This is a genomic window from Streptococcus oralis (assembly GCF_004127215.1).
In the GTDB taxonomy this organism is placed as follows: Bacteria; Bacillota; Bacilli; order Lactobacillales; family Streptococcaceae; genus Streptococcus; species Streptococcus oralis_BD.
On sequence record NZ_QEWJ01000001.1, the window covers coordinates 162,070 to 174,117 of the forward strand.

The 12,048-nt window shown below is 42.0% G+C and carries 13 protein-coding genes; 2 read left to right on the forward strand and 11 right to left on the reverse strand.

Annotated elements, in window-relative coordinates; translation table 11 throughout:
* Nucleotides 1-52 precede the first annotated feature (52 nt).
* A complete protein-coding gene (locus DF216_RS00780; RefSeq protein WP_129325629.1) occupies nt 53-1,066 on the forward strand; it encodes a lactonase family protein in 1,014 nt (337 codons plus the stop codon).
* Between the two features lie 43 nt (nt 1,067-1,109).
* On the opposite strand, the gene DF216_RS00785 is transcribed toward DF216_RS00780, so the two are convergent.
* The 11 genes from DF216_RS00785 to DF216_RS00835 form a co-directional block, all read right to left on the reverse strand.
* Nucleotides 1,110-1,529, reverse strand: coding sequence for a F0F1 ATP synthase subunit epsilon (locus tag DF216_RS00785; RefSeq protein ID WP_061453553.1), 420 nt, complete (start codon nt 1,527-1,529; stop codon nt 1,110-1,112).
* Nucleotides 1,530-1,539: 10 nt separating this feature from the next.
* Nucleotides 1,540-2,946, reverse strand: a complete 1,407-nt coding sequence (atpD, locus tag DF216_RS00790; protein ID WP_129325630.1) for a F0F1 ATP synthase subunit beta — start codon at nt 2,944-2,946, stop codon at nt 1,540-1,542.
* An 85-nt stretch (nt 2,947-3,031) separates the two neighbouring features.
* Nucleotides 3,032-3,910: a F0F1 ATP synthase subunit gamma gene (locus DF216_RS00795; protein WP_129325631.1), complete on the reverse strand. Its 879-nt coding sequence runs from the start codon at nt 3,908-3,910 to the stop codon at nt 3,032-3,034.
* Nucleotides 3,911-3,925: 15 nt separating this feature from the next.
* Nucleotides 3,926-5,431, reverse strand: a complete 1,506-nt coding sequence (gene atpA, locus DF216_RS00800; RefSeq protein ID WP_129325632.1) for a F0F1 ATP synthase subunit alpha — start codon at nt 5,429-5,431, stop codon at nt 3,926-3,928.
* Between the two features lie 14 nt (nt 5,432-5,445).
* The gene (locus DF216_RS00805) at nt 5,446-5,982 is read right to left on the reverse strand and encodes a F0F1 ATP synthase subunit delta (protein ID WP_129325633.1); all 537 of its coding nucleotides are present in this window, start codon (nt 5,980-5,982) and stop codon (nt 5,446-5,448) included.
* Entirely contained in the window at nt 5,982-6,476 is a 495-nt protein-coding gene (atpF, locus tag DF216_RS00810; protein ID WP_129325634.1) for a F0F1 ATP synthase subunit B, read from the reverse strand. Before atpF ends, DF216_RS00805 begins: the two co-directional genes overlap by 1 nt.
* 18 nt (nt 6,477-6,494) lie before the next feature.
* Nucleotides 6,495-7,211 (reverse strand): F0F1 ATP synthase subunit A, encoded by a 717-nt coding sequence (gene atpB, locus DF216_RS00815; protein WP_000392937.1) that lies wholly within the window; start codon nt 7,209-7,211, stop codon nt 6,495-6,497.
* A gap of 32 nt (nt 7,212-7,243) precedes the next feature.
* The gene (locus DF216_RS00820; protein WP_001054551.1) at nt 7,244-7,444 is read right to left on the reverse strand and encodes a F0F1 ATP synthase subunit C; all 201 of its coding nucleotides are present in this window, start codon (nt 7,442-7,444) and stop codon (nt 7,244-7,246) included.
* Between the two features lie 231 nt (nt 7,445-7,675).
* Nucleotides 7,676-7,987, reverse strand: coding sequence for a CHY zinc finger protein (locus tag DF216_RS00825; protein ID WP_008279616.1), 312 nt, complete (start codon nt 7,985-7,987; stop codon nt 7,676-7,678).
* A 14-nt stretch (nt 7,988-8,001) separates the two neighbouring features.
* A complete protein-coding gene (locus tag DF216_RS00830) occupies nt 8,002-9,288 on the reverse strand; it encodes a peptidase U32 family protein (RefSeq protein WP_000169096.1) in 1,287 nt (428 codons plus the stop codon).
* Between the two features lie 136 nt (nt 9,289-9,424).
* Complete coding sequence (locus tag DF216_RS00835; RefSeq protein ID WP_129325635.1) at nt 9,425-10,123, reverse strand: GntR family transcriptional regulator; 699 nt, start codon at nt 10,121-10,123, stop codon at nt 9,425-9,427.
* A gap of 140 nt (nt 10,124-10,263) precedes the next feature.
* On the opposite strand from DF216_RS00835, the gene guaA reads away from it, so the two are divergent.
* On the forward strand, nt 10,264-11,826 hold the full coding sequence (gene guaA, locus DF216_RS00840; protein ID WP_129325636.1) for a glutamine-hydrolyzing GMP synthase: 1,563 nt from the start codon (nt 10,264-10,266) through the stop codon (nt 11,824-11,826).
* Nucleotides 11,827-12,048: the final 222 nt, after the last annotated feature.

The window sequence follows — 12,048 nt, forward strand, 5'->3', positions numbered from 1 at the left end:
CTGACTGTCATTTTGTGGTATAATGAACTTATCATTATTAAGAGGTATGGACATGAAAGAAACTATTTATTTTGGAACTTATACTCGTCGCTCATCTAAAGGGATATACAAGGCAGATTTTGATACAGAAACAGGCCAGCTTGCAAATCTTGAGCTTTTTGCTACCGAACCAAGTCCGACCTACCTTGCCTTTGACCAACAGCAACACTTATACACCGTAGGGAGCAAGGATGGCTTTGGTGGCATCGCTGCATACAAGACAGATGGCACTTTGCTAAATCATGTAGTTGAAGAAGGCGCTCCCCATTGTTATGTGGCAGTGGATGAAAAGCGTAGTCTCGTTTACGGAGCCAATTATCATAAGGGGCAAGTTCTGGTTTATAAACGTCAAACGGATGGTAGCCTCTTCCAAACAGATCTGGATCAGCATAGTGGACAAGGTCCTCATGAAAACCAAACTTCCCCACATGTACACTTTACGGATCTAACACCTGATCAGTACCTTGTCACATGTGATTTAGGAACAGATGAGGTAACAACCTATGATGTTAGTCCAGAAGGAATACTAAGTAAACTCTACACTTATCACAGCCAAGCCGGAGCAGGTGCTCGCCACATCGTTTTCCACCACCACTATAAGATTGCCTATCTCATCTGCGAACTTAATAGCACTATTGAGGTCTTGATTTATGATGGTGTTGGTGAATTTGAACGCATGCAAGTCATTTCAACCTTACCAGATGGATACAAAGGCTTCAATGCTACTGCTGCCATTCGTCTTTCAAAAGATGGCAACTACCTCTATGCATCCAACCGTGGTCATGATTCCATTGCAGTCTATACAATCCTCGCTGATGGTAGTTTGGAATTATTAGAGATTGTTCCAAGTCATGGTAAAACGCCACGCGATTTCGACCTAACTCCTGATCAAGAGTTTCTCATTGCTGTTCATCAAGATTCTGATAACGCAACCGTCTTTAAACGTAATCCCGAAACTGGTCGATTAGCTGAACTTTCTAACGATTTCCGAGTTCCCGAAGCCGTTTGCATCACCTTTAATAATTAAGGTAAAATAAAAATGAACTTGCTTAATCAAGTTCATTTTTATTTTATAGTTTATTTCCGACATTGATACGGTTAATGGCACGTTGCAAAGCAACCTTAGCTCGCCGTTCTTGGTCAATCAAGTGTTTATCTTGCGCTTCTTCAATTTCACGTTCAGCACGAAGTTTCGCACGCTCTGCACGACTAATATCGATATCACGAGCACGCTCTGCCGAGTCTGCTACGATGGTAATGATGTCATTGGCAATCTCGATAATCCCTCCATTCACTGCAATCCAGTTCACATGAGTATCGTCATCAATTCGTTTTACCTTTACTTCATCAACCGCTAAAACCGCAATCATATTTTCATGTCGTGGCAAGATCCCCATCTCACCATCCAGAGTTCGTACCGATACAAAGCTGGCATGGTGATCATAGACGAGGCCATCTGGCGTCACGATCTGGACAGTTAATTGAGCCATATATCACCTCTTAAAATCCCATTTTCTCTGCCTTAGCAATGACGTCTTCGATTGAACCGACACCACGGAAGGCATCTTCTGGTAGCTGGTCATGTTTTCCTTCAAGGATTTCCTTAAAGCCACGAACTGTTTCTGCTACTGGTACATACGAACCAGGTTGGCCAGTAAATTGCTCCGCAACGTTGAAGTTTTGAGACAAGAAGAACTGGATACGACGGGCACGTGCAACCAAGGTCTTTTCTTCATCAGAAAGCTCATCCATACCAAGGATAGCAATGATATCTTGCAATTCATGGTAACGTTGAAGGACACGTTTAACTTCAGCAGCAACTGCATAGTGATCTTCTCCGACAATCTCAGGCGCCAAGGCACGAGAGCTTGAAGCCAATGGGTCAACGGCTGGGTAGATACCCAACTGTACCAACTTACGTTCCAAGTTTGTTGTTGAATCCAAGTGAGCGAAGGCTGTTGCTGGCGCTGGGTCAGTATAGTCATCCGCTGGCACATAGATAGCCTGAATAGAGGTTACAGAGCCCTTCTTCGTTGATGTGATACGTTCTTGCAATTGCCCCATTTCCGTAGCAAGTGTTGGTTGGTAACCAACGGCTGATGGCATACGACCCAAAAGGGCAGATACCTCCGAACCAGCCTGAGTGAAACGGAAGATGTTGTCGATAAAGAGAAGTACGTCTTGGCCTTCTACATCACGGAAGTATTCAGCGATTGTCAAACCAGTAAGGGCAACACGCATACGTGCTCCCGGTGGTTCATTCATCTGACCAAATACCATGGCTGTTTTCTCGATAACTCCTGATTCTTTCATCTCCCAGTAAAGGTCGTTCCCCTCACGAGTACGTTCCCCAACACCGGTAAATACTGAAATCCCACCGTGTTCTTGGGCAATATTGTGAATCAATTCTTGGATCAGGACAGTTTTACCAACTCCGGCACCACCAAAGAGTCCAACTTTCCCCCCTTTAAGGTAAGGGGCAAGAAGGTCGATAACCTTAATCCCAGTTTCAAGAATTTCAGAAGAGGTAGACAATTCATCAAAAGTTGGAGCTTTTTTATGAATTGGCTGACGCTCAGCGTCTTCAGCAAAAGGAGCATCCAAGTCAATGGTATCTCCCAAAACATTGAAGACACGTCCCAAAGTTTCTTTACCTACTGGAACCGAGATTGGACGACCTGTGTCCAAAACTTCCATTCCACGAGTCAAACCATCAGTTGATTCCATGGCGATCGTACGGACCATACCATCTCCCAACTCCAAGGCTACTTCAAGGACGATTTTTGTTTTTCTTTCGTCATTCTTGTAGACGACAAGTGCATTGTTAATCTCAGGAAGTGTTTCCCCTGCTGCAAACAAGACGTCTACAACGGGTCCAATAACCTGAGCAATTTTACCTGAACTCATCTCCTTCTCCTATTCTATATAAGATACTGTCGGTTCCTAGTTTACCTAGGTCCTAAGTTCATTTTGATACGTACAGGGCAGAACCTTATTCTAAGGCACTAGCTCCCGCTACGATTTCTGTAATTTCTTGTGTAATCGCCGCCTGTCTAGCACGGTTATACTGGATTGTCAAATCATTGATAACTTTCTTGGCATTATCAGTCGCTGTCTGCATAGCTGTCATACCTGCGGCATTTTCAGCTGTCTTGGCATCGATAATAGCCCCATAAATCATACTTTCGGCATACTGCGGCAACAACTGCTCTAGAATCTCATCTCGGCTTGTTTCCAACTCAAAGGTCAAGCTATACTCCTCGTCTGCTTCGTTTGGATCGAGGTCTACAATCGGAAGCATTTGCTCTACACGCATTTGACTTGTGAGCGTATTAACGTGGTGATTGTAGCAGACATACAATTCATCAAAAAGTTCGTTTTGGTACATCTCAATCGTTTTTGAAATAATTTTACGAACTTCATCAAAACTAGGTTGATCTGCCAATCCACGTAGTTCATAGATCGGCTGAATACCACGAGCCTTAAAGAAATCAGCTCCCATTCCACCGATACAGATTATCTCAAAATCTTTACCGTCTGGATGGTATTCTTCTTTCAACTCCATCACGGCTTTAAGGATGGAAGCATTGTAACCCCCAACCAAACCACGGTCTGAAGTGATGACAATATAGCCTGTCTTTTTGACTGGACGACTAAGCAACATAGGATTGGTTGAACCACCAGATCCATTGCCATGTAGAATATCCGTCAAAAGCTTACGAACCTTCTGAGCATAAACCTGGAAGTTGCGCGCCGCATCTTCAGAGCGGCCTAACTTAGCCGCTGACACCATTTGCATAGCATTAGTGATTTGACTCGTATTTTTAGTTGAGGCGATTTTTGTTTTAATATCATTTAGAGATACTGCCATCTGACACCTCTATTCTTATTGGAAGCTGGATTGATTGAGAAACTCGGTAATCGCAGCATCCAAGACTGCTTCTTCTGGCAAGTCTTTTGTTTCACGAATGGTTTCCAAAATCTCTGGATAGTGAGCGTCAAAGAAGGCATGAAACTCCTCCTCAAAACGAACAATATCATCTACTGGAACAGTATCCAAGAAACCATGTGTCAAAGCGTAAAGAATGGTTACTTGTTTCTCAACAGGTAATGGTTTGTGAACTGGTTGTTTCAATACTTCTACAGTACGACGTCCACGGTTCAACTTAGCCTGTGTTGCTGCATCCAAGTCAGAACCAAACTTAGTGAAGGCTTCCAACTCACGATATGATGCTAGGTCAATACGAAGTGTACCAGCAACCTTTTTCATGGCTTTGATTTGTGCGGAACCACCTACACGAGATACAGATGATCCTGCATCAATAGCTGGACGAATCCCTGCATTAAAGAGACCATCTCCAAGGAAGATTTGCCCATCTGTAATTGAAATTACGTTGGTTGCAATATAGGCAGAGATATCTCCTGCTTGCGTTTCGATAAATGGTAGGGCTGTGATTGAACCACCACCAAGCTCATCAGAAACTTTAGCTGAACGCTCAAGCAAACGGCTGTGTAGGTAGAAAACATCCCCTGGGAAGGCTTCACGACCTGGAGGACGACGAAGCAAGAGGGACAGTTCACGATAAGCCACCGCTTGTTTGGAAAGATCATCATAAACGATCAAAACATGCTTACCTTGGTACATAAATTCTTCCGCCATGGCAACCCCAGCATAAGGAGCTAGGAAAAGCAATGGAGAAGGCTGTGATGCAGAGGCTGTCACAACGATGGTATAGTCCAAGGCGCCGTACTGACGTAGCGTTTCAACTTGCGTACGAACGGTTGACTCTTTTTGTCCAATCGCGACATAGATACAGATCATATCTTGACCTTTTTGGTTCAAGATTGTATCAATCGCAATGGTTGTTTTCCCTGTCTGACGGTCGCCGATAATCAACTCACGTTGACCACGACCAATCGGTACAAGGGCGTCAATAGCTTTCAAACCGGTTTGCAATGGTTCTGATACAGACTTACGTTGCATAACGCCTGGAGCTGGCGCTTCTACTGGACGAGTCTTATCCGTGTGGATTTCTCCAAGACCGTCAACAGGACGACCGAGTGGGTCCACAACACGACCAATCAGACTCTCACCTACAGGGACTTCCATGATTTTACCTGTACGGCGGATTGTATCGCCTTCACGGATATCTGTAAAATCACCTAGGATGATAATACCAACATCTGTTGACTCCAAGTTTTGCGCCATACCATAAGAGCCGTTTTCAAAAATCAACAACTCTCCACTCATGGCATTTTCAAGACCGTGAGCACGAGCAATACCGTCCCCGATATAGGTTACAACACCTGTTTCAGACACATCAAAATTGGGTTTGAAATTTTCAATTTGTTGCTTAATTAAAGCGCTGATTTCTTGTGCGTTAATTGCCAAAAGAACACCACTTTCTATTTCAAATTTTCTTTAACAACACGAAGTTGCTGTTTAATACTCACATCAATTGTCTTGTGATTGGCAAAAATGACAAAACCACCAATGAGTCCTTCATCGATTTGTTCTTTGATAGTCCGAACTTTCAGAGACATTTTTTTCTCAATCAAAGGAAGCAATCGCGCCTTCTGGTCATCTGTTAATGGATGAGCGGAGGCAATCGTTACTTCAAATCGATTCGTTTCTTTTTCAAGTCGACTCAAACAATCTACAATTACTTCATAAAATAAATTTGCTCTGTGATTGTATAGCAGCACCTGAAAAAAGTTTTGCATTAATGGTGACACTGAGTCTTGGAAGAAACGAACGGTTTTTTCCTTATCCGACTCACCTACTGCCACTTGAGCTAAAAAAGAAGGCAAGTCTGTTTCTTCTGCGACTTGCTTGATTTGAGCTAAGTCAGAAAAGATACGGTCTTCTTCTCCCTTTTCAATCACCAATTGGACAAAAGGCATGCTGTATTTTTCAATTACCTTTACTGTCTTTTTGTCCATTAAGCTTCTCCTAGCTGATCGATGTACTGATCAATGAGTTCTTTATGGGCTTGTCCGTCAAGGTTTTGTGAGATGATTTTTCCAGCTAAACTAACTGTCAAATCTGCTACCTCACCCTTAACGCTTTGTAAAGCCTCAGCTTTATTTTGAGCAATTTCTTGGTTAGCTTTTTCTTTCAAGCGTCCTGCTTCCAGTTTCGCCTCAGCCAAGATGTCAGCTCTACTTTTCTCAGCTGTTTCCTTTGCATTCTCGATAATTGTCTTAGCTTCCGAACGGCTACCTGCCAACTCAGCTTCACGTTTGCTAGCGAGTTCTTCGGCCTTCTTACGGGCAGCTTCTGCTCCGTCAATATCTGAAGAAATTTTTTCAGCACGTTCATCTAAAATATTGGTAAGATTTCCCCAGGCATATTTTTTCACTAAAAAAATTAATAAAAGGAAGGAACCAGCGATAAGAATAAAGTCACCAATAATGGTACTAATAGTTAAATCCATCTTCTAATCCTCCTCTACTTACTCTTCCCCAGCATTTATCTTCTTACCAATGTACATCGATGACAACATGGTAAAGACATAGGCTTGAATACATGAAATGAAAATCGAAAAGGCTGTCCATAACATGTTTGCGATAAAGGCAAAAGGATACCAATACAAAGCATTTTGTGACAAGGCTAATAGCAATCCAGCTAAGACCTCACCGGCAAAAATATTTCCGTAGATCCGAATCGCCAAGGAAGCAAAATTGGTGAACTCTTCTAAAATGTTCATCGGAGTCATAAAGCCAGGTGTAACAAATGCTCTCAAATATTCTTTAACGCCTCTACGACGAACTCCTTCTACATGGGCGATCAAAGTGATCAAGAATGATAGGGATAAATCGTATCCAAGGTTGGCTGTTGGGGAAGTCCACAAGTTATAACCGTTTGTTGTTTGTACTTTTGCCATTAAGCCGATATTATTGGCAACCAAGATAAACAGAAATAGAGAAAACAGAAATAAGGAATAATCCTTGATGTATGATTCTCCAATGTTTGGTTTGGTAAAACCAATCACAAAGTCGTAAATCATCTCAAGAGCATTTTGTTTGCCCTTTGGACGGATGGTCATTTTACGACTTGCCCAGTAGACAAAGGCAAAAACCATCAAAACAGTTACAAGAGACATGGCAAGCAGGGTCAAATCAAAGGATATTGGTCCAATATTAACGGTTGGATTCAAACTTTCTTCCATGGTTTGACACCTCCATTTCTAAATAGAGTTGTCTATTTAATGACAAATGACATCGCCAAGGTTACAAAGAATGTTCCTTCGATAAAGGCAATCCCCATGATCATCAAACTACGCAATTGTGGGATGATGTCTGGTTGGCGTGCTGCAGACTTGAACAAACCGTTCATCAAAAATCCTTCTGCAAGGGATACACCCATACAGGCAAGACATAGACCGAAAAATGTTAAATTCATGATGAATTCTCCTTTTTATTTAAATTTACTTCCTTAGTTTAGTCCTAAAATTTGTTTTTGTCAACTTTTTACTAACATTGAAAGCGTTTCATATGATTTATTTCTATTTTTGCTGTTTTTACCCCATTCTATAGAAAGTTTTTCCATTTTAGATTGCGAATTTTTCTTGATTTTACTCTATTTTCTGAAACAAACTGAAAAATCCAAGTTAAGAACTTGGATCGATTCATTTTATTTAAAATAGTAGGAATAGTGTTGTTTACAACCTGGATTAAATGGTGCACTGCAGTAAGGACAAGCCATCTGTTTTTGGTATTCTTGGAAAGTCATTGTCCTCTTACAACCCCCACATAAGATTGGTCGATCCTCAAAAAGCGCCAAGGGATAGGGAGAAAAAACATGTGTCTCCATAGTATTGTGACACTGATAGCATGCGTAGTATTTTTTGCATTCATAACATTGGAGTGAAACAATATCCTTTTCACTATGATAATGAACACATCTGCTTTCATCATCTACCAATAAACCTTGAGCTTGTATCATTCCCTTTTCCTTATCTAGGCACGAACTGTAACACTTGTCCCGTCTTCCTTATAGAGGTTGATGAGCCCTTCCTTGAGAGCGCGGACCATATCCCCTGCTTGAACAGGTTGTGGAACCTTGATTGTCAAGAGTTCCATTGGATTTGGAGCACGGTCTATTTTATTGCCCTTGGCATCATGAAGATCTTCGATATAAGTTTCAAAATGTCGGAAACCTGGTCCGTAAAACTCAACTTGGTCTCCTTCATTGATAACATTCCGTTGACGAATGGTTGCCGTTTGAGTCGCATCATCATACGAAACCACTTCAGCGACAAACTTGTATTCAGGAATTTTACGACGAGCGCCAAACAACTGTTCGTTTTCAGACGGTGTACCGTAGTAGAAACCTGTTGCCAATTCACGTTGGGCAACCTTCCACATCTCGTCTACCAAGTCCTGTTTGATGGCTTCAAATTTCTCGGGACTTTCGAGATAAGCATCTACAGCCGCCTTGTAACAGTTGGTCACAGTTGAAACATAGTGGATCGACTTCATACGACCTTCAATCTTGAGACTGTCTACACCGTTTTCGATCATATCTGGAATATGGTCAATCATGGACATGTCAACGGCTGACATCGAAAATTCTTCTGGAATTTCACCTTTCAGACTCTTACGTTCTTGACCAAAAGGCATGTCATAAAGATCGTATTTCCAACGACAAGACTGAGAACAGCCCCCACGGTTGGCATCACGCATACTCATGTGGTTTGATAACGTACAGCGACCTGAGTAAGAAATACACATGGCTCCATGGACAAAGGCTTCAATTTCTACATCAGTACGTTTGCGAATCTCTGCCAATTCTTCCATTGAAACTTCACGGGCCAAAACCACGCGAGTTAGACCAAGTTCTTTCCAGAACTCTAAAGTTTCATAGTTGGTCGCACTAGCTTGGGTTGAAAGGTGGATTTCAAGACCTGGTGCTTCGGTTGCTGCAATCATAATCAAGGCTGGATCTGACACGATAACTGCGGCAATCCCGATGTCACGCAACTTACGGAACCATTCTCCAGCACCAGCTTCGTTTCCTTCGTGCATAACCATGTTAGCAGCCACATAGACCTTGGCACCGTACTTAGCAGCAAACTGCACGCCTTCTTCCATCTGTTCAAAGGTGAAGTTTCCTGCACGGCTACGAAGACCATAGGCCTGTCCACCGATGAAGACTGCGTCCGCACCATATTGAACAGCTACTTTCAGCTTCTCTAAAGTCCCTGCAGGTGATAAAACCTCAGGACGTTTTAATGTTTTTGTCATTTCTTCTCCTATTTGCAATATAAAAGTTTGACGTTTTTCCTTCTCATTTTATAGTAAATAATAGATAAAATCAAGTCTAGACAGATTGTTTTGACAATTCTAATCTTTTCAAAAAGAAAAAACTAATCTTCTGAGACTAGTTGTTTTCAAGATAAAATTCAAAACGTTCACCCACATACTGACTCTTAACATATTCAAAAGCCGTCCCATCATCAAGATAGGAAACCTGAGTCAAGGCTAGAATCGCATGCCCCTTTTCGACTTCCAGATAGTGAGCTATCTTTTCCTTAGCCAATCTCGCATAAATGGTCTGTTGGGATTTGCCAATCCGGTAGCCATGTTGCTGCAGGGTTTGAAAGAAGTGACTAGTTACTTCTTCTTTTTTGAAGTCCTTAATAAATTTCTCAGGAATAGATGCTACTTCATAGACTAGTGGTACTTGGTCAGCATAACGCACCCGCTCCATGCGGATAATATTCTCTGTCGGAGTAATCCCCAGCTTTGCGACCTCTTGCTCATTTGGAATGGTTCTTCTGTAAGAAATGAGTTGGCTAGAAGGTACTTTCCCCTGAGATTTGACAATCTCCGTAAAACTAGTCGTTCCCCGCATTTTTTCTTGGACACGAGTACTAGAGACAAAAGTCCCACTCCCTACACGACGCTCCAAAACCCCTTCCTCAACCAAGAGAGAGATAGCTTGACGTAATGTCATCCGGCTAACTTGAAACTGTTCAGCTAAATCTCGCTCACTTGGAAGTCTCTCCCCGATTTTCCAACGACTCTCATCTATATCCTTTTTGATCTGGTCATGGATTTTCATATAAGCTGGTAACATGATTCTCACTTCTTTTTTTTATTTTTTCCATTGTACCGTATTTGCTAAGAAAAAGTCAAACTTTGCCTTGTTTAGTTGGTAATTCGCCCCTATTTGTGATAGAATATTGAAAAAGATATTTCTTTTGAGAAAGGAAAAAGATGAGCAACATTTCAACTGATTTGCAAGATGTCGAAAAAATCATCGTACTGGACTATGGTAGCCAATACAACCAGCTGATTTCACGCCGTATCCGAGAGATTGGTGTTTTTTCAGAGCTAAAAAGCCACAAAATCTCAGCTGCAGAAGTTCGTGAAATTAACCCTGTAGGGATTATCCTCTCTGGTGGACCAAACTCTGTTTATGAAGAGGGTTCATTTGATATTGACCCAGAAATTTTTGAACTTGGCATTCCAATTTTGGGAATCTGCTACGGTATGCAACTTTTAACTCATAAACTTGGAGGTAAGGTTGTCCCTGCGGGTGATGCTGGAAACCGCGAGTACGGTCAATCGCCACTTACTCATACCTCTTCTGCCCTCTTTGAAGGAACACCAGAAGAACAGATTGTTTTGATGAGCCACGGTGATGCTGTTACTGAGATTCCTGCTAACTTTGTTCGTACTGGAACTTCTGCTGACTGTCCTTACGCTGCTATTGAAAATCCAGACAAACATATCTACGGTATCCAATTCCACCCTGAAGTTCGTCATTCAGTTCATGGCTATGATATCCTTCGTAACTTTGCATTGAATATCTGTGGTGCCAAAGGCGACTGGACTATGGATAACTTTATCGAGATGCAAATCAAACAAATTCGTGAAAAAGTTGGGGACAAACGTGTTCTCCTCGGACTTTCTGGTGGTGTTGACTCTTCTGTTGTTGGAGTTCTTCTCCAAAAGGCTATTGGCGATCAATTGATCTGTATCTTTGTTGACCACGGTCTTCTTCGTAAAGGGGAAGCAGACCAAGTTATGGACATGCTTGGTGGTAAGTTTGGTTTGAATATCGTCAAAGCAGATGCTGCTAAACGTTTCCTTGATAAACTTGCAGGTGTTTCTGATCCTGAACAAAAACGCAAAATCATCGGTAACGAGTTTGTTTATGTCTTTGATGACGAAGCAAGCAAGCTCAAAGATGTGAAATTCCTTGCCCAAGGAACACTTTACACTGACGTGATTGAGTCTGGAACGGATACAGCTCAAACTATCAAGTCACACCACAACGTGGGTGGTCTTCCAGAAGATATGCAGTTTGAACTCATTGAACCGCTCAATACCCTCTACAAAGACGAGGTTCGTGCCCTCGGTACGGAACTTGGTATGCCAGACCACATCGTATGGCGCCAACCATTCCCTGGTCCAGGACTTGCTATCCGCATCATGGGTGAAATCACTGAAGAAAAACTGGAAACAGTCCGTGAGTCAGACGCAATCCTTCGTGAAGAAATCGCTAAAGCAGGACTTGACCGTGATATCTGGCAATACTTCACTGTCAACACAGGTGTTCGTTCAGTCGGTGTTATGGGTGACGGTCGTACTTATGACTACACCATTGCTATTCGCGCTATCACTTCTATCGATGGCATGACAGCTGACTTTGCCAAAATTCCTTGGGAAGTTCTTCAAAAAATCTCTGTTCGTATCGTTAACGAAGTCGACCACGTCAACCGTATCGTCTACGACATTACAAGTAAACCACCTGCAACAGTTGAGTGGGAATAGAGTTTTCTATAAAATAAAAAATAATACTGCTGGAGCATGAACTTCAGTGGTATTATTTTTTATTATTTCAATATTAGAAAAATTTCTCGACTCTCTACTCCTCTTTTTAAATCCCTAAAACCATGCTATAATATAGTAAGTATAAATACAATAACCTGACTATCAAAGTCAACGACAAAGATTTCTTACATCATCCGTAAGTGTTATTCTACTCTGATTCAT

Excerpts from the sequence above, each read along its gene's own strand:
- atpF (WP_129325634.1), bottom strand. The coding sequence starts at position 6,476 with ATGGATTTAACTATTAGTACCATTATTGGTGACTTTATTCTTATCGCT.
- DF216_RS00835 (WP_129325635.1), bottom strand. The coding sequence starts at position 10,123 with ATGTTACCAGCTTATATGAAAATCCATGACCAGATCAAAAAGGATATA.
- DF216_RS00830 (WP_000169096.1), bottom strand. The coding sequence starts at position 9,288 with ATGACAAAAACATTAAAACGTCCTGAGGTTTTATCACCTGCAGGGACT.
- DF216_RS00805 (WP_129325633.1), bottom strand. The coding sequence starts at position 5,982 with ATGGACAAAAAGACAGTAAAGGTAATTGAAAAATACAGCATGCCTTTT.
- atpD (WP_129325630.1), bottom strand. The coding sequence starts at position 2,946 with ATGAGTTCAGGTAAAATTGCTCAGGTTATTGGACCCGTTGTAGACGTC.
- guaA (WP_129325636.1), top strand. The coding sequence starts at position 10,264 with ATGAGCAACATTTCAACTGATTTGCAAGATGTCGAAAAAATCATCGTA.
- DF216_RS00785 (WP_061453553.1), bottom strand. The coding sequence starts at position 1,529 with ATGGCTCAATTAACTGTCCAGATCGTGACGCCAGATGGCCTCGTCTAT.
- DF216_RS00780 (WP_129325629.1), top strand. The coding sequence starts at position 53 with ATGAAAGAAACTATTTATTTTGGAACTTATACTCGTCGCTCATCTAAA.
- atpB (WP_000392937.1), bottom strand. The coding sequence starts at position 7,211 with ATGGAAGAAAGTTTGAATCCAACCGTTAATATTGGACCAATATCCTTT.
- DF216_RS00825 (WP_008279616.1), bottom strand. The coding sequence starts at position 7,987 with ATGATACAAGCTCAAGGTTTATTGGTAGATGATGAAAGCAGATGTGTT.
- DF216_RS00795 (WP_129325631.1), bottom strand. The coding sequence starts at position 3,910 with ATGGCAGTATCTCTAAATGATATTAAAACAAAAATCGCCTCAACTAAA.
- DF216_RS00820 (WP_001054551.1), bottom strand. The coding sequence starts at position 7,444 with ATGAATTTAACATTTTTCGGTCTATGTCTTGCCTGTATGGGTGTATCC.